Origin of the sequence: uncultured Aquimarina sp., assembly GCF_947495315.1 — a bacterium.
In the GTDB taxonomy this organism is placed as follows: Bacteria; Bacteroidota; Bacteroidia; order Flavobacteriales; family Flavobacteriaceae; genus Aquimarina.
The window spans coordinates 144,133-166,595 of sequence record NZ_CANLYD010000002.1 but is presented as its reverse complement, the minus strand read 5'-3'; the positions used below and the strand labels follow the sequence as shown (position 1 = coordinate 166,595).

The following is a 22,463-nucleotide window of genomic DNA, read 5'->3' as shown; positions in this document are numbered from 1 at the left end:
AATATTAAATTTTAACTAATAAATATTCTTTATTACAAAAAGAGTTCCTTACAAAACCCTCAAAATGAAAAATTACCTAATTATATTTCTACTTGTCTCAGGAAGTGTTTTTTCTCAAAATATTAATAAATTAAAAAAACAGGCAATAAGAGATGCAAAAACAGTTTCTGAAGCTTCCGTAAAAAAAGATGTTAATACACTTTTGGAATACACACACCCTAAAATTTTCAAAAAATATGGTGAAGAGCAATTAAAAAATGATATCGACCAGGTTTTTAAAACAATGACCGCTCAAAAAATAAAAATTATAAGTTCAAAAATTGACGAATTAGCAGATATTAAAAAAGAAAAAAATGAGTATCGTTGTCTTGTAAAAAATACAATAAAAATGGATTTTAATGGTAGGGTTATTATCCTTAAAAGTTCATTGTTTGGATTCTATGATAAGAAAAAAGAAAAATGGTATTTCATCGAATCTAACAAATTATTAGATGACCCAGAAACTCAGAAAATCTTTAGGAATTTCAAAACAGAAATTGAAATCCCACAAGATGAGCAAATAGCTGATAATTAGAATTTTATATATTTTTAAAGTTAAAACTACACTAATATTCTTTTATTTCAAACAAATCCAATATTAAAGGATAGATTAGATCGGTTGTATTATTTTCCAAATACAAACTGTCTAAATATTCAGTCTTATGTGGATACTTTTCTTTAAATTTTTCAGATACCCATACTATCATAGCAGGATTGGTTAACGATTCGTCATTATGGGCATGAAGCCATTTGCCATTTTCACCCAAACTTTCGCCATGATCAGAAATATATAACATCATTATTGGTGATGTTTCCTCTTGTAATATTCCAATTACTTCGCTTAAAAAACTGTCTAAATATAAAATAGTATTATCGTAAGAATTAATCATTTGATCATTTGTCATTGAAGGAATATATTTACTATCCACTACTGGCGTAAATTTTCTGAATTCATCTGTATATTTATCTTCATACCACCAATGGCTACCAATCATATGAAGTGAAATAAGACTCTTTTCTGACTTTAATTGTAAATCCCTTTTTAAAAAGGGTAGTAATTCATTATCTTTTAACTTATGAAAACTATATACAGACTTTAATTCATCAATAATTGTAACTTTTTCATTGGACTCGATGATTGGTTTATAATCAAATTCCAATAGTTGATTGCCAACCCAACTTGTATAAACATCCGCATTCTTTAAAACACTATATATACTGCTTACTTCATCCACATTCTTATCTTCATAAATACTCATATTAGTAAGTATTTGAGAAAGGCTTACCGCTGTATAAGTTTTATTAGTGTAAATACTTTTTACACTTAAGATACTATCTTTTTTTTTAGCTAATTGAGGAGTCGTATTTCTATGATATCCATTTATACCCAGATGATCCGCCCTAACAGATTCTCCTATTACTAAAACCACTTTTAAACTATCTACTTCTGATCTAAAATGCCTCTTACTTACATCTAATAATTCCAAAATAGGCTTGGAATTGTATTCCTTAATACTATAATATAGCTTATACGGTAGCTTAGATTTAAATGTGTTATATCTTTTATTTTCTACTATAAAAAAAACAGATACCAAACTAATACTTAGAATACTTAAAAACCTATAGCCTTTAGTTGTTTCAATGGTTCTATAATACCTAAATATTATATATAAGCTTATTAACTGAAAAAATAAAAAAATAAAAAACTGAAATGTTATAAGATCCTTTATTATATACAATTTACTTTGCAACGTGGCATCAATTAAGGATGATGAAACAGAAATATCCAAAGTATATACCCAAAATGCAATTATACCGTATATCATATAAAAAACAGGGAAAACAATTTTAAAAATTACCTTATTTAAACTGAAAAAATATAATATTCCGGCAACAGTAAGCTGTAATAAAAGCAGATGAATTAAGTATATAATGCTATCTTTTAATCCATTTAATGGGGTATGATAGTAAGATGATCCTGTAATAAAAACAATGAAAAAAACATTCATAATTAAATGAAAGAAGAATAATTTTCTATAACTTTTTCTTTTTTCCATCTAATATTGGTAAATATTTATTTATGAGATATGCTACAGGTAATAATAATAAAACCTGAATTACAGATATACCTAATTTTTCTAGTTCTGTGAATTTAAACACTGTAATACCCAGGAATACCATCATAAACAATTTAATAACAGTAAGCATTCTCATTTGTAGTGCTAAAAATACTATGGTATGTTTTCCGATGTATGCTAACAATTTTAGTTTGGGAAGTTTTTTAAAAAGCTGTAAATAAAAAAAACACGCGGTTACTGCATTAATATAAAAAAGAAAAATATTGTTTCCATAATTAGATCGATACATATCCACTTTACCGTTATAAAAATGTAACAAAATATGTATCAAACCAAAAAGAATAAGTAATACATATGATATATCTAATTTTTTAAAATAGTTTCCTAAAGCATAAAAGACAATCCCTACTAAAGCCACATCGATACTCCATATGTACCATTCAAAAAAATAACTCATATAATAACCTAAAGGAGCGCAAATAGCTATAAGAATTACTTCTAAAATTTTATTATTTATTATTTTAATTAAACCATAAATAACAAACATTGAAAATACACAGGGAAGAAACCAAATAGGTATTCCCCAATCCATAAAAGACTGTCCACCTTGACCAGTCCATATTCCAATAAAATTATTTAATACTGATAAATTCATTCTCTCAGACTCTCCATAATGTCTACCAATCAAAAACCAAAAAACATATAATAAAATTGCCCAAAGAAAATAAGGAATCATTATGCTAATAAATCTCTTCTTAATAAAATTTAGAGTGTTAGTTTTATCATTGTTGGGATGGAAAATTCCCGAAACAAAAAAAAATAAAGGTACATGAAAGCTATAAAAATAATTATTCATCATCGGATAATTATGACTGTAAATAACTAGAAACATCGCGAAACCCTTAACACTATCTATCCAATGTATTCTATTCCCACTCATAAAAATATCAATTAATGATCATTAAGCAATTTTTGTCTATTCCATATATTTAGAAGCTATATCCGATGCTTCCTTGCTTAACAACTCATTATTATCTTCTTTTCCTTTTATAATGAAATCCTTAGCTAATTGATCCGGTTTTATTCCTTTTGTTTCTAAAACAACTCCTAATGCTAAGGTAACCACTATTCGTGTTCCTATCTTTTTGGCAGCGGTACCATATAACGGTACTAGCTCATCTATGTCTACTTTTTTGGCTGCTTCTAAAATCTTTGTTTTAAGAGCCTCTCGTTTCTCTTCTGGTAAATTTGTATACTTCTTCCCTGCTCTTTTGATTTCATCGATTGCAGGTACTTCTCTTTGCTTATTCTCTTGTGGTTCACTATTATTAGATTGAATATTCTTAGTAGGTTTAACTTTGGCCCAAGTATCGCGTAAACCAACTGTTTTATTAAATACCAATGCATCAGATGTACTATCAGGATCCACATTAAAATACCCTAATCTTTGAAATTGAAACTGTTCCAGTAGTTTTGGATCTTTAAGACTAGGTTCTACATATCCTGTAATTACTTTTAGCGAGTCAGGATTTAGGAATTCCATAAAATCTTTATCCTTATGGCTGTCCGGAGCTTCATCATTAAATAACCGATCATACAATCTTATTTCCGAAGGAATTGCATGTTTTATAGATACCCAATGTAGCGTTCCTTTTACATTACGCTTGGATTCCTCAGTACCACTACCCGACCTACTTTTAGGATCATATGTACAATGGATTTCTATAATATTACCATCGTTATCTTTTACAATACTTTCCCCTTTAATAATATATGCGTTTTTAAGACGAACTTCTTTACCAAGTGTTAATCTAAAATACTTACGCCCTGCATCTTCTTTAAAATCTTCTCTTTCAATGTATAATTCTTTAGAAAAAGGAATTTGTCTGGATCCAGCAGTATCATCTTCCGGGTTATTTTCTGCTTCTAACCACTCCTCTTTTTCATCAGGATAATTAGTAATTACTAATTTTACCGGATCTAACACAGCCATTACTCTATGTGTTATTTTATTAAGATCCTCACGAACACAAAACTCTAGTAATGAAACATCAATAACATTTTCTCTTTTGGCAACACCTACGGTTTCTACAAATTTTCTTATAGATCCAGGCGTATAACCTCTTCTTCTTAAACCTGAAATAGTTGGCATTCTAGGATCGTCCCAACCTTTTACGATACCTTCATTAACCAATCTAAGTAATTTACGCTTGCTCATAATCGTATAACTCAGATTAAGACGCGCAAATTCTCTTTGTTTTGGTCTTATGTTATCACTATAAATTTGATCCAAAAACCAATCATATAGCTTTCTATGTGGTTTAAATTCTAATGAACATAAAGAATGTGAAATATTTTCTATATAGTCACTTTCTCCATGAGTCCAATCGTACATAGGATATATACACCACTTGTCACCTGTTCTATGATGTGATTTTTTTAATATTCTGTACATCAATGGATCACGCATCAACATATTAGGATCGGCCATATCAATCTTGGCTCTAACCACATGCGCACCTTCATTAAACTCACCTGCCTTCATTCTCTGAAATAAATCCAGGTTTTCTTCTACAGATCTATCTCTATACGGACTATTAATTCCAGGTTCAGTAGTGGTTCCTTTTTGTTCGGCAATTTCTTCAGAAGATTGGCTATCTACATACGCTTTTCCTTCTTTAATTAATGCTACAGTCCAATCATATAATTGCTGGAAATAATCAGAAGAGTAACATTCTTTATCCCATTGATATCCTAACCAAGAGATATCATCCTTAATAGCATCTACGTATTCCTGTTCTTCTTTTGCTGGATTTGTATCATCAAAACGTAGGTTTACAGGTGCTTTATAGGTAAGTCCTAATCCAAAACTAATACCTATCGCTTTGGTATGACCAATATGTAAATATCCGTTAGGCTCTGGAGGAAAACGAAAACGTAAATCCTCTGGATTCATTCCATTTGCCAAATCTTCTTCTACAATATGCTCTAAAAAGTTGAGTGATTTTTTTTCTTCTGTCATTGGTAAAAAATAAAATACAAAACTACCTAATATTTCTAATGATACACAACAATTATATAATATCTGTTTGATAACTATACCACTTGTATAGAAAAGGGTTCTTTTCCTGTAAATTCTTACTAAAGATTCCATTACCTTTGTAAAAAAATTCTGTGGGATTAATTACGCTTAAAAACATCAAGATATATGCATATCATGGATGTCTGGTAGAAGAGAAAAAAATTGGTTCTGATTATAGAGTTGACTTAAAGATTAAAGCAAATCTTAATACGTCCGCTAACTCTGATCATCTTGCTGACACTGTTGATTATGTGCATCTTAATCATATTGTTAAAGAAGAAATGGCAATTCGTTCTAAATTGCTAGAACATGCTGCAGAACGAATTTTAACTCGTATATTAGATGAGTTACCTTTAGTAGATAAAGCAACGGTTGATGTTTCTAAAATTAACCCCCCAATTGGAGGAAATGTACAGATGGTTACAATTACTAGGAGTAAAAAAAGATAAATAAATCTGAAGTAATCATAAATTTTTTTACATTTGCCCTCGAAGACAAAAAGGGTGTCGTGGCCGAGTGGCTAGGCAGTGGTCTGCAACACCATCTACAGCGGTTCGAATCCGCTCGACACCTCAAAAAAAAGTCCTGTAATTGATACAGGACTTTTTTTATTTAAAACTGGAATCTGGTCTAATTTTTTCAATCTTATCCTGAATTTTCTTTTCCATAGTATCAGGAAGAACACCTTTCAGAATCAGAAAAACTCCAAAAACTACCATAACCATACTAATTGCTCTTTTGATAATATAAGTACGTTTAGGAGTTAGTTTTCTTCTAAGACGCTTAGCTAAAAGCATTTTAAGTACATCAATAAATAAATATGTACAAAGAACCATTACAAAAAATAGAACAATTCTATTGGTATCCATATCCATTTGAGGACCTGCAACTACAATAATTCCTATCCAAAAAGCTAAAACGCCAATATTTATAAAATTTAATAAAAATCCTTTAAAAAAAAGCATAAAGTAATTATGCTTATTTATAATTTCTACAGAAGTATCTCTTAGTTTGTTATAGTTTTTTCTTTCTTTAATAAAAGAAATAGAACCATACGTAGCTAATAACATCCCACCAAAAATAAACAAGGCGGGATCATCTTTTATTTTTTCTAAAATTTGATTTGTACTGAAATACGCAATTAGGATAAACACTATATCCGCAAATATAACTCCTAGGTCCACGGCTAATGCTGCTCTAAATCCTTTTATAGCCGCAGTTTCTAGCAAAACAAAAAATACTGGCCCAATCAAAAAGGCCAATATAAATCCTAAAAATATTGCTGCTTGAGCGTCTTGAAACATAGAATGTAAGCGTGTTTCTTACAAATTTAGAAAATAGAACTTAGTTTACCTCTATAATTTTACCACCAAATACTTTTTTTCCATCCACTTCTTTTGGGTTTCCATAAATTCTTATAGTACCACCTGCGGCTGTATTAGCTTTTACATAATCACTAGCATGTACATTTGCTCTACCACCAGCACTAATTTTTACTTGAGTTCTTACAGTTTTTAGGTCTTCTGACATAAATTGTCCTCCAGCTTTAACGGTTACTTCTTGTTCTTCAGCATTTCCTTCTAAATGTAATCCTCCGCCACTAACAGCTCGTGCTAATAATTTATCAGTTTTTATTTCTGCATATATATCACCACCTTCTTGTGCTCTTAGATCCAATTCTGAAGCCGTTATTACACCTTTCACCATTATCTTAGCTCCTTCGTTTACATCTAGTTTTGAAATATCTGTATAATACACCGTAACATTAGTATCATTATTATCCCAAGTATTACTTAAAGACATTTTGATTTTTAGAACATTATCTTTAATAACTACATCTACTTCTTTTCTACTAATACCGGATATTTCTACCTTATTTTCTGACCCTTTGATAAGTTTAACTTCTATTTTATCAAAAACTTTAAGTTCATTAAAATCTCCTACATTTTTTGTTATAACCTTTTGAGCATTTAACATGGATACAACAAATACTAACGAAAGAAATACTACTTTTTTCATTTCCTAAATAAATTTAAAATTGATAAATGTGTGATTTATATTTTGAATAACGATTACTATTCTTCTTTATTCTACTTCTAGTCTACTACCAAGTAAAGTAAAGTCTAAATGTCTTTTAATAAGATCAGCATTCTTCACTTTTACATATACTTCATCTCCTAACTGGTATACCTTTTTAGAGTTTTGACCAATTACCGCATATTCATCTTGATCAAACACATAATGATCATCACTAATATCTTTTAGACGTATCATTCCTTCACATTTATTACTGATAATCTCTACATAAATACCCCATTCGGTTACACCAGAAATCACTCCTAGAAATTCTTCATCTCCATGATCTTTCATGAACTTGATCTGCATATACTTTATAGAATCTCTTTCTGCACTTGCGGCGAGATTTTCCATAGAACTGCTATGATTGCATCGTTCTTCATATTCCTCTTCTGAAGCAGATTTTCCACTATCCAGATAATGTTGTAGCAAACGATGTGCCATAACATCTGGATATCTTCTTATAGGAGAAGTAAAGTGAGAATAATAATCAAAAGCTAATCCGTAATGTCCGATATTATGAGTAGTGTATTCTGCTTTACTCATACTTCTAATTGCTAATGTATCTACAAGATTTTGTTCTTTTTTTCCCTGAACATCTTTTAGTAGACCATTTAGCGAGTTTGTTGTTGTTTTACGGTCTCTAAGATCAAGTTTATAACCAAAACGACCAATCACATTTTGCAAAGCTGCAAGTTTTTCATCATTTGGTTCATCGTGAACTCTGTATATAAATGTTTTCTTTGGATTTTGCTTTCCAATGAACTCTGCTACCTTTTTATTAGCAAGTAGCATAAACTCTTCAATAAGCTTGTTTGCATCCTTAGAAGTCTTAAAAAACACTCCTACCGGATTGTTTTCTTCATTCAGATTAAATTTTACTTCTACCTTATCAAAAGAAATAGCTCCATCTCCCATTCGTTTTATACGCATGATCTTGGCTAATTCATCCATTTTTAACACAGCATCAGCAATTTTTTGATCTGCTTTATATTCTTTTCCAGTTAGAGAAATATCTTCAGGAATTATGTTTTCTTCAGTTTCTATAATATGCTGAGCTTCTTCATATGCAAAACGTGCATCAGAATACGTGACGGTTCTACCAAACCATTGATTTTTTATTTCTGATTTTTTATTTAGTTCAAAAACAGCAGAAAATGTATACTTTTCTTCATGTGGTCTTAAAGAACAAGCATTATTTGATAAAACTTCCGGAAGCATAGGTACTACTCTATCCACTAGATACACAGAAGTTGCTCTTTCATAAGCTTCTTCATCTAAAACTGTTCCTGGTTTTACATAATGCGATACATCTGCAATATGTATTCCTATTTCGTAATTTCCATTCTCTAAAACCTCGAAAGATAATGCGTCATCAAAGTCTTTAGCATCCTTTGGATCAATCGTAAAGGTTAGCGTTTTACGCATATCTCTTCGTTTTTTGATCTCCGATTCCTGAATAGAAGTATCTAGTTCATCTGCATACGCTTCTACTTCTAATGGAAATTCATAAGGTAAGCCATACTGTGCTAATATCGAATGAATTTCTGTATTATGCTCTCCTGGTTTACCAAGTACTTTTATCACTTTTCCGAATGGCGAATCTGCTTTTTCCGGCCAATCTTCTAGTTTTACCAATACCTTATCACCGTCTTCTGCATCTTTTATTTTATTCTTTGGAACAAAAATATCGGTATACATCTTACCGTCTTGCATATTAACAAATGCATAATTCTTTTGTATTTCGATTACTCCCACAAATTCGTCTTTCTTTCTAGAAATAATTCTCGTAATCTCTCCTTCACTCTTACCTCTGCGCTTGCGCTTGTATACATATACCTCAACTTCATCTCCATTTAGGGCTTTATTAAGGTTATTATTTGGTATAAAAATATCATCTTCCAGATCAGCTACTATTACATATCCAGAACCTTTAGATGTAATATCCAGTCTTCCAGAATATGTATTAATATTTGGTACAATTTTAAACTTACCTCTATCTACTTCCTCAATCTCTTTTTTTGCTGCAAGTTGCGATAGTTTCTTTATTATTTGATTTCGGCTACTAGCATCGTCTACTCCAAACTTAGCAGCTATTTGTTTATAATTAAATGTTTGATTAGGATCTGATTTAAGTATTTTGAGTATTCCTTGGGTAATATTTTCTATTTTCGGAGACTTTTTTCCTCTTCTTCTTTTTCTTTTCATTAATGTCTTTTAAATAATCTAATATAAAATTACAGCTTATCTTTTAACATAAGTTGTTTTCTATATAAACTTTTATTAAATATTAAATTTTATTATTGTTTATAGTTAAAAAAATATGTTATCTGTAAATCAGTAGATTACAAACAACTATTATCAACAAATCTTCTTTTTTTTCTTAAAATTTACTTAATTTTAAAATACCAAGATTGTTATTTGTTCGTTTGGTACTAAGTATATGATACCTAAAATCAAAAAAATTCATAAAATTATATTTCTATTTACGCTAATATTTTTATTAGGTATATATTATTCTACGCTTTATATTGGAAATACAATGGATCAGAAAACAGATACCAATGAGAAATCAGAAATAAATGGTGCTATACACTCTGATAAGGAAGCTACACAAATTAATTAACTCTTTTTTTATATAATTTGTATATTTAGATAATCTATTATCTGGATTATTTCTATGAAAGATTTTATTACAATTGCAACCTTTACGTATCCAAACGATTATGCAATATTACGACTTCTTTTGGAAAGAGAAGGTATTTCTTATTTTTTTGAGAACGAAACGATGATTGGAGTCTTTCCGTTTTACTCAAACGCCATAGGCGGAATAAATCTAAAAATCCATCAAAAGGATAAAATTAAAGTACAACAAATCATAGATGATCTTAACACGAATTCACACCTTAGAATTATATAATCTATTAATCATGTTTTTATAGTTTTCAACATATATTATATATATACTTTTCTTTCTTTTAAAATTAAAAAATAAAAATGATGATTATCATGTAGTGTTCATAGCGGTATAACTTTATTAAATTTTATTTGTTTATTGAGTTAGTTTGATTTTTCAAATATATATCAACAACATATGAATAGGGTAATCAGTTGAAAATCTTATAAAAATGAATTTTAATTAACAACTGTTCATATTTTATAAACACATGTTTTTATTAATATTTTTACGGTAAAACCATCGTTAATAAAGATGGTTTATTGTTTAAAAACTTAACTAGAAAAAGGTGGTAATAAATTTTGATATATGACTAGTAAGCATGTATTCTAATAATATTTAAAACCACCAAAAAAAGTTTCTCAATTTTAGGAACTATTTATCCACATGTAATGTTAACAGGAGGTAAGGGGTTATTAACATTAAGGTAATATTGGGTTAATTTATTGATTTTTTGAACTTTACTTTTTTTGTTTAAAGTATCTTTGCTTTCAACAAAAATCTTAATCTTCTAAATAATTTAAAACTTAAAAGTTGTGAAAATAGCTATTGGAAATGATCACGCAGGAACGGAATATAAATTTGGAATAATTACTTATTTAAAAACTCAAGGGATAGAGGTTGTAAATTATGGTACTGATGAGAATAGCAGTGTAGATTATCCGGATTTTGTTCATCCTGTAGCAAAAGATGTAGATACTAATAATGTAGATTTTGGAATACTTATTTGCGGTAGTGGAAATGGCGTTTCAATGACAGCAAATAAATACAAAAATGTACGGGCAGGTTTATGTTGGACTAAAGAAATAACTGAACTTACAAGATTACATAATAATGCAAATATTATAAGTATCCCAGCAAGGTTTACATCCTTACCACAAGCTATTGAAATGGTTAAAACTTTTTTAGAAACAGAATTTGAAGGAGGAAGACATCAGAATAGAGTAAATAAGATCTCTATGTGTTAATTAAAAGGATATATGGTAAAAACTCACGCTCATAACCACCATACACATTCGCATCCGAAATTAAGAGGGCGTAATTTATTAGTTTCTATTTTATTAAATATTGTAATTACAGTTGCGCAGGTTATAGGTGGCTTAGTTTCAGGAAGTCTTTCTTTATTATCTGATGCTCTTCATAACTTTAGTGATGTACTTTCTCTGATTGTTAGTTATTTTGCCAATAGATTAGCAAAAAAAGAAGCATCTATTCAAAGAACTTTTGGATTTAAAAGAGCAGAGATAATGGCTGCTTTTATAAATGCTTCCACACTTATTGTAGTAGCTATTTTTTTGGTTGTAGAAGCAATAGAGCGACTACAAAAACCACAAGAAATTACAACTCAGACAGTCATTATATTGTCTTCTGTAGCTATTCTAGGTAATGGTATAAGTGTTTTGTTATTAAAAAAAGATAGCAAGGTAAATATGAATATGAGATCTGCATATTTACATCTTATTACTGATATGATGGCGTCAGTTGCAGTTTTACTGGGAGGATTATTAATGAAGTTTTATCAAATATTTTGGATAGACAGTGTCCTTACTTTTATTATTGCTATTTATTTGATTGTTGTTGGATATGATTTACTAAAATCATCTTTTAAAATATTAATGTTATTTACTCCAGAAAATATTGCTGTAAAGGAGATTGTAGCTGTTATAAATGATTTACCAGAAGTTAAAAGTATTCATCATGTACATGTATGGCAGCTTAATGAAGAGGAAACACATCTGGAGGCACATATAGATTTTGATAATGATATTCATGTGTCTAGATTCGGAGAAATACTTCATATTGTTGAAAATGTATTACAGGATAGATTTGGTATTAACCATGTTACTTTGCAACCAGAGTATAATAAAAATGATAGTAAAGATATTATAGTGCAAGACTAATACATATGGATATTGAATTTAGAATTAAGCGTTTTAATGAATTAGAGCTTATAGAACTGTATAAAATTTTGCGCTTACGCGCCGAAGTTTTTGTAGTAGAACAAGATTGTGTTTATCAAGACATTGATAATAAAGATCAAAAAGCCCTTCATGTGATAGGATACAAAAACGAAGAAGTTGTAGCTTATACAAGAATATTTAACGCTGGGGATTATTTCGAAAAAGCAAGTATAGGTAGAGTAGTAGTATCTGAAAATGAAAGAAAATATGGATACGGACATGATCTGATAAAGAAAAGTATTGAAGGGATACAAGAGGAATTCCACACTGATCAGATCAAAATATCAGCACAATGTTATCTCAAGAACTTTTATGAAAAGCATGGGTTTAAACAAATAGGAGAAGAATATCTAGAAGATGGTATTCCACACATAGCAATGATAAGATCTTAATAACAAAAAAACCATCCGCCGCGGATGGTTTTTTCTTATAATATATAGAACCTTAATTATTTTAAGATCTTATCATATTTAGCTTTATTTCCTAAGAGCTCTTTACTCTTTTCAATTTCTGGATTGTGTGTTATATAATAATTATAAAGACCTTCTCTGTAAGAATAGCGCTTTACAATCTCATCCGTAAGTAAATTTGCAATTTCAGCTTTGTATGTATCTAACCCTTTTTCTTTAGAAGTTTTAATAGATGCTAATAAAGCATTATAGCTTTCAGAAATATCTTTATCAAGCTTATCTTTTTTAGCTACTTCTAAGGATTTTTTAAGAGATTTTTCTGTCGCAGTTTCATAGTTGAAACCGCTTTGTTTTACAAAATTTTTAAAATCCTCATAGTCCTTATCAGTAAACTTGAAATTGGTGATATCGTCGTTTTGATGAGAATAATAATATCTTGTTCCGTAATCAAATATAGCATCTGATTGAAGTAGAGAAGTGGTTATATTACTAAATTTTGAAGTTTCCATTTCGATATCCGGTTGAATTCCTCCACCATCATATACGGTTCTTCCTTTTTTTGTTTTGAAGGCTTTAAAGTCTTTTTCACTTATGCGAACCGCTTTATTATTTTCATCACGATTCCAATAATCCAACGCTTGTATACATCTTCCACTAGGTGTGTAATAACGAGATATTGTTATTTTTAGCTGTGTACCATAGGTAAGTTTTTTAGGGCGTTGCACGAGCCCTTTACCAAAACTTCTAGCGCCAATCACAACACCTCTATCTAAATCCTGAATACTTCCAGCAACAATCTCACTAGCAGAAGCGCTTCTACCATTTACCAACACAACCAACGGAATCTCCGTATCAACGGGAGTCTTTTTCGTGAAATATTCTTTATTATATTTTTTTACAACTGATTTGGTTGTGGTAATAAGTTCTCCTTTAGGGACAAATATGTTGGTAACATTAATAGCTTCGCTAAGCAAACCTCCAGGATTTCCCCTAAGATCCAGAATAATTTTATCCGCACCTTTAGCTTTTAGATCTTTTAGAGCAGCAACGGTTTCTGAAGATGCTTTATTATTAAATTTAGATAATACAATATATCCTGTATTATCATCTAATAACGCAGAAAACGGAACGGCTTTCACTTCTATTTCTTCTCTGGTTAGGATTGTAGTTTTTGTTTGATCTTGTCTTTTGTAAGTAATTTCTACTTTGGTACCACTAGCTCCTTTAAGAAGTTCTCCTGCATCTTCTTCAAAATCTGAGACAGTTACATCACCAATTTTAATAATTTCATCTCCGGCTTTAAGACCAGCCTTGTCTGCAGGATAATCTTTATAGGGCTCTACAATGATTATTTTATCCTTAACGGTTTTAACTGAAGCACCAATACCTGTATATTCTCCAGCATTTCTAATTTTGGATGCCTCTACATCTTGTTCGTTCCAATATTTAGTGTATGGATCTAAATCATCTAGCATAGCCTTAATAGCGGTGTCCATAAGTTCTGCAGGATTCGTCTCATCCACATAATTCATGTTTAACTCTTTAAACATGGTAGTAAAAATTTCAATCTGTTTGGCGATTTCAAAAAAATCTGATTTAAAACTTACTGTAGATAATAGAATAATAACTGCAACTGCAGGATAAAGGATTCTCTTTTTCATACGTTTCATCTTTTTCATTTTTTATCAGGCAACAAGATGCTTAAAACTATGGTGTTTCAATTTCTTTCGCAATGAACTTTTGTATTATTTGTTTTATTTTAGATTCGATCATTATATAATCAGGCATTTCTTTACCAGTATATAAGAACATAAAAGCAAATTGATGAGTAGTGTTGTTGCCTACAATATACTTATTTTTTCTATAACTTTCGCGCAATAAACGTTTTATACGATTGCGATCCACAGCCTTTTTAAAATTACGTTTACTAACCGAAACTCCTGCTTGAATCTGAACTTCTTTTTCTAGGGTAGTTTTTCTGTAAATAAGACGTATAGGATATTTGGCAATAGATTTCCCTTCCGAAAAAAGAAGCTCTATTTCCTTTTTACTTTTCAGTCTTTCATTTGTGCCAAAAGTTGCTTTCATGTTTGGGTAAAAATACAGATAAGATTTGGTATACGATATTCTTAAAAAGAAAAACCAGAACTGAAACACTTCAATTCTGGTTTTTCTGAATTATTTTAAAAATCAATACTATTTACTATTGAGAGAAATTATTATTGGCACTGTTTACATCTGCCATCTGTTTAGTAATATCAATGGAAATTGATTTTATAGTAGATTTAGGCTTAGAAATATCTAGTGAATAAGTTGGGTTAGTCCAAGCCCAATCAGATAAAAGTGTGCGTTTCATCTTCGGAAATGGATTGTCCTTTTCTTTTCTCATCATTCTTAGAGGAATGTAAAAAGATTCTTTAGTTCCATCCATATATTCTACATATACATCTAGAGGCATTGGCATGAGTCCGATACGTTCTAATGTGATGGAAGTTTTGTTTTCTTTTTCTGAAACATCTTTTATCCCATAATCAACAATATTCGTGGTTTGAGTCCAGTCTGTTAGATACCAGTCTAATTGCATGCCGGAAACCTTTTCTGCTACACGTTTAAAGTCATTAGGTGTAGGATGTTTAAATTTCCATTCATCATAGTATCGTCTGATTGTTTTTGATAGATTTTCTTCTCCTATAATATAACCAAGTTGCGCCATAAAAACAGCACCTTTTGCGTATGCAGAAGCTCCATAGGCGCCATTTCTTGTATAACGATCTGCATGTGTAGATTGTGGTTGTTCTATTCCAGAAGTTGCTAATTGAAGGTAACCCTGAAACATTCCTTCCATAGGATTAGGTTTATTCTGTTTCATTATTTCGTTCATTGCTAATGTTGAAATGTAACTCGTAAAACCTTCGTCCATCCATTCGTGTTTAGCTTCATTTGTTGCTAAAATATGTTGAAACCAAGCGTGCGCCATTTCGTGAGCGGTTACTCCAATTAAACTCCCTAGATTTCTTCCTCCGGTAATTAAAGTACACATAGCATATTCCATTCCTCCATCTCCTCCTTGGATAATAGAGTACTGGTCATATGGGTATTTTCCGATTGTTGAACTGAAATATTTCATTAATTCTACAGATTTAGGCTGTAGTTTCTTCCAGTTTTCTAAATATTCTTCTTTGTTTTTATATAAAAAATGAAGTACTGGCCCATCAGGAACCTGAACCACATCGTGTATATATTCCGGATCTGCAGCCCAAGTAAAATCGTGGACATTAGGTGCTACAAAATGCCAAGACAGCTTTTTTCCTTTTCGCTTCACTTTTGTTCCCGGTTTTTCATACCCATATCCTATTTCCTGTGGATTCTGTAAATAACCTGATCCACCTAAAATATAATTTTTGTCAATGTTTATGGTTACATCAAAGTTTCCCCAAACACCATGAAATTCTCGAGCAATATATGGGTCGGCGTGCCAACCTTCGAAATCATATTCAGCCATTTTAGGATACCATTGCGTCATTGACAATGCTACATTCTCACTGCTATTGCGTCCAGAACGACGTATCTGATTGGGAACCTGTCCATCAAAATCCATAGAAAAAGTCACTTTTTCTCCTGGAGCAATAGGTTTGTTTAATTGTACTTCTAACACAGTACCAGCGACTTCATACTTTACTTTTGTTCCATTTTGTGTTAAGCTAGAAACTTTTAAGTATCCTATTTCTTCTGGAGTAAGTTTACTTATTTTGTCCATTACTCTTGGATCTGGATCTGCAATGTTTCTAGAACGCACATCCATTTCGCTTCCCGGCTGGAATGCATTAAAATATAAGTGATAAAAAACTTGATACAAGGAATCAGGAGAATTGTTAGTGTAAACTAGTTCTTGCTTTCCTGTGTATTTAAAATTTTCCACGTTCATGTCTACATTCATTTTGTAATCAACGTGTTGCTGCCAGTAGTCTGTATTATTCTGTGCCGAAACACCTAAAACAGATAGTAAAAATCCAATTGAGATTATTTTAAACATAACTTGTTTTGTTTTTTATTTAGATGTTTTTTCTGCTAAAATAAGAGCATTATATAGATTTACCATCTTACCAGATTTAGATAATTCTGTGAATTTATCAGAATTGGTGGCATCTCCACCAACTACTACGGTAGCAGTAGTGCTTAGGCCACTGTTCATTAATATTTGTTTTACTTGAGAAGCTTTTAATTTTGGATAATAAGATCGAATAATTGCTGCAACGCCTGAAACTGCAGGAGCAGCCATAGAAGTCCCCTGAAGATACTCATATGTATTAGATGGGGTAGTAGCCCATATTTTTACACCAGGAGCAAAAACATCTACATTGCTTTTTCCGTAATTAGAAAAGTTAGCTACAAGGTTAGAGCCATACTCATAATTTAATGCTCCTATGGTAATAAAATTATCAGAAACTTCAGAAGAATTATCTGTTTGATCATTAGGATATACAGGTTTTTGATCTAAATCTATTCCTTCGTTTCCAGCTGCATTAACAATCAAGACATCTTTTTCTGCAGCATATTTTATAGCTTCTCTCACCCATTCAGGATGAGTTGAGTAGTATTTTCCGAAACTTGTATTAATAACTTTAGCGCCATTATCCGTAGCATATCGAATTGCTAATGCAATATCTTTATCATATTCATCGCCATTAGGAACAGCTCTGATCGCCATTATTTTTACATTTTTTGCAACTCCGTTGACTCCTTTTCCATTATTTCGTTCGGCTGCGATAATTCCCGCAACATGAGTTCCGTGCTTTATGCCCTCTTTTTCAGGATTAGGACCCATTACGTTATTGTTTCCGTAATTAGTATTACTTAAATCATCTACATTGTCTCCTACTTTTGTTCTTCCATCAAATTCAAGATTAAGGTTATAGTTTAGTTGATCTGCGAAATGCTCAATACCGTCGTTTAAATTTTTTATTAAGTCTGGAATCGTTTCACCTTCTTCTAAAAACCCAAACATTTGAGAAAGTATCGCAACATATTGCTGCATTTCCGGAGTCTCAGCCTTTGCAGAAAGCAGTTCTTGTTGAGAATAGTCTTCTTTTCCTAATACTTCAGTAAGCTTTCCGTGTGAGATTTTGACTTGCTGCAATATCTGTTCGTATCGATTTTTATTACCAAGGGCTTCTTGATATTCCTTTTCATATTCTGCTTTAGCCTCAATATAAGTTTGGTATTCATCTTTATCCGACGGATCGATGGAAGCTAAATTTTTTCCGTCATATTTTGGCTTAAGCTTTTTTACGATTCTTGTGTATTCAAGATTTTCGTTTTCAGAATCTCCTAGAAAATTCCATCCATGAATATCATCGATATATCCATTTTTATCGTCATCTTTTCCGTTATTCTTAATTTCTTTAGCATTGGTCCAAATAACACCGTCAAGATCCTCATGTTCAATGTCAACACCGCTATCGATTACAGCGACAATAACAGTCTGGCCTTTTTTGTTTTTGATTAACTCAGCATATGCCCGATTAACACTCATTCCAGGAATAGTATCAATCGTTAAATCAGCAGAATTCCAGTTTTTTAGCTGAGCTTCGGTTAATACAACATTTTTTAATGGAATTGTGTCAATATTCTCTATTGGCGTAGAAATTATCGAAGGTGCTCCGCAACTACTCAATAACATTGCTGAGGCAACAGAGGCTATTATTATTTTATTAGACTTGGGAATCATAGCATTATTAATTAAATATTTCATTACAAGTAAAAGTTTCTTTGTATCGTACACCTTTTTCGGTTTGTTGTACGGTTATAATCTCATTATGTGCATCGTGTTCCATAAACAAGTACCAATTATTTGTGGCCGCATTTTCCAAAAATAATTTTTTTTCAGGTAATGTTAATAATGGTCTGGTATCATATCCCATTACATATGGTAATGGAACATGACCGGCTGTAGGCAAAAGGTCTGCCATAAACACGATTGTTTTTTCTTTATATTTTATATGAGGGATCATTTGTTTTTCTGTATGACCATCTACAAATAGTACGCCAAATCCCAATTCAGTATTTTTCTGGAATGTTTCTCCTGTTCTGGAAATGAAGTTAAGGTGTCCGCTTTCCTGAATAGGAAGAATGTTTTCTTTTAAGAAAGATGCTTTTTCTCTGGCATTAGGTTCTGTGGCCCATTTCCAATGATTTTCGTTACTCCAGATTTTAGCATTTTTAAAGGCTAGCTCATATCCTGTTTTGTTGTTATTCCATTGCACGACACCACCACAATGATCAAAATGCAAATGGGTAACAAAAACATCTGTAACATCATCTCTATGAAACCCTTTCTCTTTTAGAGATGTATCTAAATTATCATCACCCCAAAGAGAATAATAACCAAAAAATTTGTCTGATTGCTTATTTCCCATTCCTGTGTCAATCAAAATTAAACGTTCTCCATCTTCTATCAATAGGCATCTGGCAGCAATATCAATCAGGTTATTGGCATCGGCTGGATTCGTTTTATTCCATAAAACTTTAGGAACGACACCGAACATAGCTCCGCCATCAAGTTTAAAGTTTCCTGCCTTTACTGCGTGTAATTTCATGTGTTAATACTATTGTTTTAGATGTCGCATGAAACGCTCCAAGTAATTCTTTTCGATGAAAATCAAAAGTTTTCTATTGGTTCGTTTCATAATTGAATAAAAATCTTTGCAAAATAGAAAAAATGTAAAGGATCAGGATTTAATTTGTAGACTTTTTAACAATATTTCATCAAAATCGATCTGTGATATAACTTTCTCTAATCGAATTCCATAATCTAATAGGGCCTTAATTTCCTTAACACTAGCAACACGTTCTTTTCGCATTAATAACAGCGTATTACCATTAGACTCGATATGATAGTAAGGATTACTCTCAAAAAACAGCACTAATTCGTCGGTAAAGAACAGTTTAATTTTTTCAGTATGTTCTCCTAAAAGAAAAAAGCGTTTGGAAAAATCTGGGTGATCTTCTATCAAAATATCCTTAAATCCTGCAATTTTATAGACAAATTCTATAAAACCTTCTCGATCCAAAGTAAACACTGGAATTTCTTTTTTGAGGTGAATGGTCAAAATAGTTGTTCTACTATTTTTTCTGGCAATAAATTCACCTTCAGAAAACTCAACGTCTGAAATTTCTACCGAAGAATCATTATTAAATATGTTGTTGTAAATGTATTTTACTTTTTTTACTTTGAAAAACAGAAAATTATTTAGAGCAGTAGTATCTTCTTGTTTTTTTGGACTGTAATTCCAGGAGAAATCGTCAGCAATTTTTTGTAAATCTTCTTGTCTTTTGGTGAGATTTGTACCAATTTTAAACTTTCTGGAAATAGAGACCAGGCTTCTTACGGCAAGCGGATGTTCTGAGGCAGTGCCATGTTTATCAAGGCCAGTAACTTCAAAAGAACCTCCTTTTCTTAGAAAGGTTTCTTGATAGCCAAAAAGACTTTCCTGTACGGTATAATCGACAAAATCGCAATATGAAAAATCTACTACAACATCACTATCTTCTGGAATTGAATCTAAGGTTCCTTTTAATCTATAATAATTAAGAAAACTCGAAAAGTTCTTTACACCTACGAAATAAGTTCCGTTCACCTCTTCTTTAAACATAAGAACATTAGGTTTAAATAGATTTCTAGCAAAAAGCATAACGCTTTTATTTAGTATAAAATGGATTAGTAAAGTGGTAAAAATTCCAATAAAAATACCGCTGATTAAGTTTGTAGTGATTGTACCAATGATGGTAGCAGAAAAAATAATGAATTGTTCTTTACCAATTTTTGCTGCATCTTTTAGGTTTCTTGGTGCAGCTAGTTTATATCCAGTATACACTAAAATTGCAGCTAATGCAGTAAGTGGAATTCTACTTAACTGATCCTGAAACAATACAACAAATAATAGTAAGAATACTGAGTGGAAAAAATTAGCAGATCGATTACTACCTCCATTGTTTACATTTACAGAACTTCTGGCAATAACGGTTACTACATTTAATCCTCCAATAAAACCACTGGCAATTGAGGCTATTCCTAATGCTGTAAGGTCTTTATTCGTATTAGACCTTCTTTTCTCTGGGTCAAGCTTGTCAACAGCCTTAATACTTAATAAAGATTCTATACTAGAAATTAATGTAATTGCTACTACAACCCCAATAAACTTAAGCTGAAATACTGATGAAAAATCAGGAGAAGGAAAACTAGAAAACACTTTATTAGGAATCTGAACAAGAAGTGAATCGTTTATTGGATACGTTTCGGATGAAAAAAACTCGTAGTAATAACTTAGACCAATTACTAACAAAACAATCCACATAGGCGCTGGAACCAACTGAAAGTATTTGTTTCGAATTTTACCATAAAAAATCATAATCAATAAACTAATGATTCCAACAGCTGCGGCAATTACAAGATGATAAAATTCTGGAGAAAATAAGGAGACGATACTATTAGGAATATCCATAAGAAGAGAAATAGTATCCCCTTTTGCGCCTGTATTAGCTAACATTACATGAAATTGTTTTGCAAAAATACTAATACCGATAGCCGCTAACATACCCTGAATTGCCGAAGAAGGAAAGAAATCGCCCAATATTCCTAAACGCAATAATCCAATAAGAATCATTAAAACACCAGAACAGATAATTGCAGCAAGTGTAAAAAGATATCCTTGATATAAATCTCCATCAGCCAAAGTAGTGATTGCGCCTAACAAAACAACTACCAATCCATTTCCGGGACCAGCTATTGTTACATTAGAACCGCCAAAAACTGATACTATGATTCCTCCAACAATAGCAGCGATTATTCCTGATATTGGAGGAGCTTCTGATGCTAAGGCCAATCCTAGTCCAAGAGGTAAGGCAATTAAAGAAACCACAAAACCGGAAAAAATATTTTTTGGCAAGCTGGATAAAAACCCAGATGCATTAGTTTTAATGCTTTTCATTTATCTAATAATTAACACATCGGTTGGTAGCTCGGCTAAAATATGCTCAAGGTCATGAGGAAAAATACGATCCCAGAATGTTGTTTTTCCTGGAGCATTCATTATCAGCAAATCCGCACCTTTAACACGGGCATAGTGACCTATAGAATATCCTCTTTTTCCAAATATAGGCTGAGTTTTGATGTGTATGCCGGACTTGAATTCTTCAGGAACTTCATTCAGAATATCCTGAACCCTAAGATGTTCTTTTTTTGTTATTTGCTCTTTTCTTTTTATAGCTTTTAACAGTGATTTATCGTCTTGAACTACTACTTGTACTTCTTGCTGAGATATTTCTTCTACAACGGTTAATTGTTGTGCCCCAAGGTTTTGGGAAACCTCAAAAGCTGCAAGAATTGTTTGTTTCGTTTTATGATCTTTTAATCCATTAACAACTACATGATGGCAAGGTCTAAGATCCTCAGAAGGTTTTATAAGTAATAACACAGAGCAATTTGCATTTCGGGTTATTTTTCTGGCAATAGATCCAATATAAAATTTTAGAAAGTCCTCTCTTGGCGTCGCTCCAAGCATTATAAGGTCCGCTTTGTTCTCATTGGCAGTTTTTATAATAACATCTACAGGATCCCCTTCACGCCAAATGATTTTTACTTTTTCTGTATCGTCAGAAAAGCCTGAAATTAGCTCTTTAATAGCAACTTCTTTTTCCTTTGTCTTTGATCCTACATGAACAAGTATCAGTTTAGAATCAAAAAAATCTACCATTCTCATGGCTTCGTATACATTGTTCTTAAGGTTTGGAGAGAACGCCAGTCCTATAAGTATGGTTTTAAATTTATGATCTGATAATTCGCTCAATATTGTATGATCTAAA

The 22,463-nt window shown here is 31.5% G+C and carries 20 protein-coding genes and 1 tRNA gene; 8 read left to right on the top strand and 13 right to left on the bottom strand.

All coding sequences use genetic code 11. The features are described from left to right. Positions 1-64: 64 nt before the first annotated feature. Positions 65-574 carry a hypothetical protein gene (locus tag Q0910_RS04210; protein WP_299212915.1) on the top strand — a complete coding sequence of 170 codons (510 nt, stop codon included), beginning with the start codon at positions 65-67 and terminating at the stop codon, positions 572-574. A 31-nt stretch (positions 575-605) separates the two neighbouring features. Here the strand turns inward: Q0910_RS04210 and Q0910_RS04205 are convergent, their stop codons facing one another. The 3 genes from Q0910_RS04205 to Q0910_RS04195 are packed head-to-tail and all read right to left on the bottom strand — an operon-like array spanning position 606 to position 5,139. Next, entirely contained in the window at positions 606-2,096 is a 1,491-nt protein-coding gene (locus tag Q0910_RS04205) for a phosphoethanolamine transferase (RefSeq protein ID WP_299212913.1), read from the bottom strand. Continuing rightward, positions 2,074-3,057 (bottom strand): acyltransferase family protein, encoded by a 984-nt coding sequence (locus Q0910_RS04200; RefSeq protein ID WP_299212911.1) that lies wholly within the window; start codon positions 3,055-3,057, stop codon positions 2,074-2,076. The genes Q0910_RS04205 and Q0910_RS04200 overlap by 23 nt, the downstream gene beginning before the upstream one ends. A 36-nt stretch (positions 3,058-3,093) precedes the next feature. After that, positions 3,094-5,139, bottom strand: a complete 2,046-nt coding sequence (locus Q0910_RS04195; RefSeq protein ID WP_299212909.1) for a glutamine--tRNA ligase/YqeY domain fusion protein — start codon at positions 5,137-5,139, stop codon at positions 3,094-3,096. A gap of 152 nt (positions 5,140-5,291) precedes the next feature. On the opposite strand from Q0910_RS04195, the gene folB reads away from it, so the two are divergent. Next, positions 5,292-5,648 (top strand): dihydroneopterin aldolase, encoded by a 357-nt coding sequence (gene folB, locus Q0910_RS04190; RefSeq protein WP_299212907.1) that lies wholly within the window; start codon positions 5,292-5,294, stop codon positions 5,646-5,648. 53 nt (positions 5,649-5,701) lie between these two features. Further along, a tRNA-Cys gene (locus tag Q0910_RS04185) sits at positions 5,702-5,772 on the top strand. Positions 5,773-5,807: 35 nt separating this feature from the next. Here the strand turns inward: Q0910_RS04185 and Q0910_RS04180 are convergent. The 3 genes from Q0910_RS04180 to rnr form a co-directional block, all read right to left on the bottom strand. After that, entirely contained in the window at positions 5,808-6,503 is a 696-nt protein-coding gene (locus tag Q0910_RS04180; protein WP_299212905.1) for a LysE family transporter, read from the bottom strand. Between the two features lie 40 nt (positions 6,504-6,543). Continuing rightward, positions 6,544-7,218, bottom strand: a complete 675-nt coding sequence (locus tag Q0910_RS04175) for a head GIN domain-containing protein (RefSeq protein WP_299212903.1) — start codon at positions 7,216-7,218, stop codon at positions 6,544-6,546. 66 nt (positions 7,219-7,284) lie between these two features. Beyond that, positions 7,285-9,483 carry a ribonuclease R gene (gene rnr, locus Q0910_RS04170; protein ID WP_299212901.1) on the bottom strand — a complete coding sequence of 733 codons (2,199 nt, stop codon included), beginning with the start codon at positions 9,481-9,483 and terminating at the stop codon, positions 7,285-7,287. Between the two features lie 235 nt (positions 9,484-9,718). Here rnr and Q0910_RS04165 point away from each other — a divergent pair, with 235 nt between their 5' ends. From Q0910_RS04165 to Q0910_RS04145, 5 genes are all read left to right on the top strand, one after another. Beyond that, positions 9,719-9,901: a hypothetical protein gene (locus Q0910_RS04165; RefSeq protein WP_118459738.1), complete on the top strand. Its 183-nt coding sequence runs from the start codon at positions 9,719-9,721 to the stop codon at positions 9,899-9,901. Positions 9,902-9,955: 54 nt separating this feature from the next. Next, on the top strand, positions 9,956-10,195 hold the full coding sequence (locus Q0910_RS04160; RefSeq protein ID WP_299212898.1) for a DUF2007 domain-containing protein: 240 nt from the start codon (positions 9,956-9,958) through the stop codon (positions 10,193-10,195). Positions 10,196-10,767: 572 nt separating this feature from the next. Continuing rightward, positions 10,768-11,199: a ribose 5-phosphate isomerase B gene (rpiB, locus tag Q0910_RS04155; RefSeq protein WP_299212897.1), complete on the top strand. Its 432-nt coding sequence runs from the start codon at positions 10,768-10,770 to the stop codon at positions 11,197-11,199. Positions 11,200-11,211: 12 nt separating this feature from the next. Continuing rightward, on the top strand, positions 11,212-12,132 hold the full coding sequence (locus Q0910_RS04150) for a cation diffusion facilitator family transporter (protein ID WP_299212895.1): 921 nt from the start codon (positions 11,212-11,214) through the stop codon (positions 12,130-12,132). A gap of 5 nt (positions 12,133-12,137) precedes the next feature. Continuing rightward, the gene (locus Q0910_RS04145; protein WP_299212893.1) at positions 12,138-12,584 is read left to right on the top strand and encodes a GNAT family N-acetyltransferase; all 447 of its coding nucleotides are present in this window, start codon (positions 12,138-12,140) and stop codon (positions 12,582-12,584) included. Positions 12,585-12,640: 56 nt separating this feature from the next. Here the strand turns inward: Q0910_RS04145 and Q0910_RS04140 are convergent, their stop codons facing one another. The 7 genes from Q0910_RS04140 to Q0910_RS04110 all read right to left on the bottom strand — a co-directional run bounded on the left by Q0910_RS04140 (position 12,641) and on the right by Q0910_RS04110 (position 22,447). Beyond that, complete coding sequence (locus Q0910_RS04140; RefSeq protein ID WP_299212891.1) at positions 12,641-14,263, bottom strand: S41 family peptidase; 1,623 nt, start codon at positions 14,261-14,263, stop codon at positions 12,641-12,643. A 46-nt stretch (positions 14,264-14,309) separates the two neighbouring features. Beyond that, entirely contained in the window at positions 14,310-14,690 is a 381-nt protein-coding gene (gene rnpA, locus Q0910_RS04135) for a ribonuclease P protein component (RefSeq protein ID WP_299212889.1), read from the bottom strand. Positions 14,691-14,805: 115 nt separating this feature from the next. Continuing rightward, complete coding sequence (locus Q0910_RS04130) at positions 14,806-16,635, bottom strand: M1 family metallopeptidase (protein ID WP_299212887.1); 1,830 nt, start codon at positions 16,633-16,635, stop codon at positions 14,806-14,808. Positions 16,636-16,650: 15 nt separating this feature from the next. Then, the gene (locus Q0910_RS04125; RefSeq protein ID WP_299212886.1) at positions 16,651-18,354 is read right to left on the bottom strand and encodes a S8 family serine peptidase; all 1,704 of its coding nucleotides are present in this window, start codon (positions 18,352-18,354) and stop codon (positions 16,651-16,653) included. Continuing rightward, positions 18,338-19,198 (bottom strand): MBL fold metallo-hydrolase, encoded by an 861-nt coding sequence (locus tag Q0910_RS04120; protein WP_299212884.1) that lies wholly within the window; start codon positions 19,196-19,198, stop codon positions 18,338-18,340. Before Q0910_RS04120 ends, Q0910_RS04125 begins: the two co-directional genes overlap by 17 nt. Positions 19,199-19,330: 132 nt before the next feature. Continuing rightward, positions 19,331-21,589, bottom strand: a complete 2,259-nt coding sequence (locus Q0910_RS04115; protein ID WP_299212882.1) for a SulP family inorganic anion transporter — start codon at positions 21,587-21,589, stop codon at positions 19,331-19,333. Next, positions 21,590-22,447 (bottom strand): universal stress protein, encoded by an 858-nt coding sequence (locus tag Q0910_RS04110; protein ID WP_299212880.1) that lies wholly within the window; start codon positions 22,445-22,447, stop codon positions 21,590-21,592. Positions 22,448-22,463 lie beyond the last annotated feature (16 nt).

Coding starts and splice junctions, on each gene's coding strand:
- Q0910_RS04210 (WP_299212915.1), top strand. CDS start 65: ATGAAAAATTACCTAATTATATTTCTACTTGTCTCAGGAAGTGTTTTT.
- Q0910_RS04205 (WP_299212913.1), bottom strand. CDS start 2,096: ATGGAAAAAAGAAAAAGTTATAGAAAATTATTCTTCTTTCATTTAATT.
- Q0910_RS04200 (WP_299212911.1), bottom strand. CDS start 3,057: ATGAGTGGGAATAGAATACATTGGATAGATAGTGTTAAGGGTTTCGCG.
- Q0910_RS04195 (WP_299212909.1), bottom strand. CDS start 5,139: ATGACAGAAGAAAAAAAATCACTCAACTTTTTAGAGCATATTGTAGAA.
- Q0910_RS04180 (WP_299212905.1), bottom strand. CDS start 6,503: ATGTTTCAAGACGCTCAAGCAGCAATATTTTTAGGATTTATATTGGCC.
- Q0910_RS04175 (WP_299212903.1), bottom strand. CDS start 7,218: ATGAAAAAAGTAGTATTTCTTTCGTTAGTATTTGTTGTATCCATGTTA.
- rnr (WP_299212901.1), bottom strand. CDS start 9,483: ATGAAAAGAAAAAGAAGAAGAGGAAAAAAGTCTCCGAAAATAGAAAAT.
- Q0910_RS04165 (WP_118459738.1), top strand. CDS start 9,719: ATGATACCTAAAATCAAAAAAATTCATAAAATTATATTTCTATTTACG.
- Q0910_RS04160 (WP_299212898.1), top strand. CDS start 9,956: ATGAAAGATTTTATTACAATTGCAACCTTTACGTATCCAAACGATTAT.
- Q0910_RS04150 (WP_299212895.1), top strand. CDS start 11,212: ATGGTAAAAACTCACGCTCATAACCACCATACACATTCGCATCCGAAA.
- Q0910_RS04145 (WP_299212893.1), top strand. CDS start 12,138: ATGGATATTGAATTTAGAATTAAGCGTTTTAATGAATTAGAGCTTATA.
- Q0910_RS04140 (WP_299212891.1), bottom strand. CDS start 14,263: ATGAAAAAGAGAATCCTTTATCCTGCAGTTGCAGTTATTATTCTATTA.
- rnpA (WP_299212889.1), bottom strand. CDS start 14,690: ATGAAAGCAACTTTTGGCACAAATGAAAGACTGAAAAGTAAAAAGGAA.
- Q0910_RS04130 (WP_299212887.1), bottom strand. CDS start 16,635: ATGTTTAAAATAATCTCAATTGGATTTTTACTATCTGTTTTAGGTGTT.
- Q0910_RS04125 (WP_299212886.1), bottom strand. CDS start 18,354: ATGAAATATTTAATTAATAATGCTATGATTCCCAAGTCTAATAAAATA.
- Q0910_RS04120 (WP_299212884.1), bottom strand. CDS start 19,198: ATGAAATTACACGCAGTAAAGGCAGGAAACTTTAAACTTGATGGCGGA.
- Q0910_RS04115 (WP_299212882.1), bottom strand. CDS start 21,589: ATGAAAAGCATTAAAACTAATGCATCTGGGTTTTTATCCAGCTTGCCA.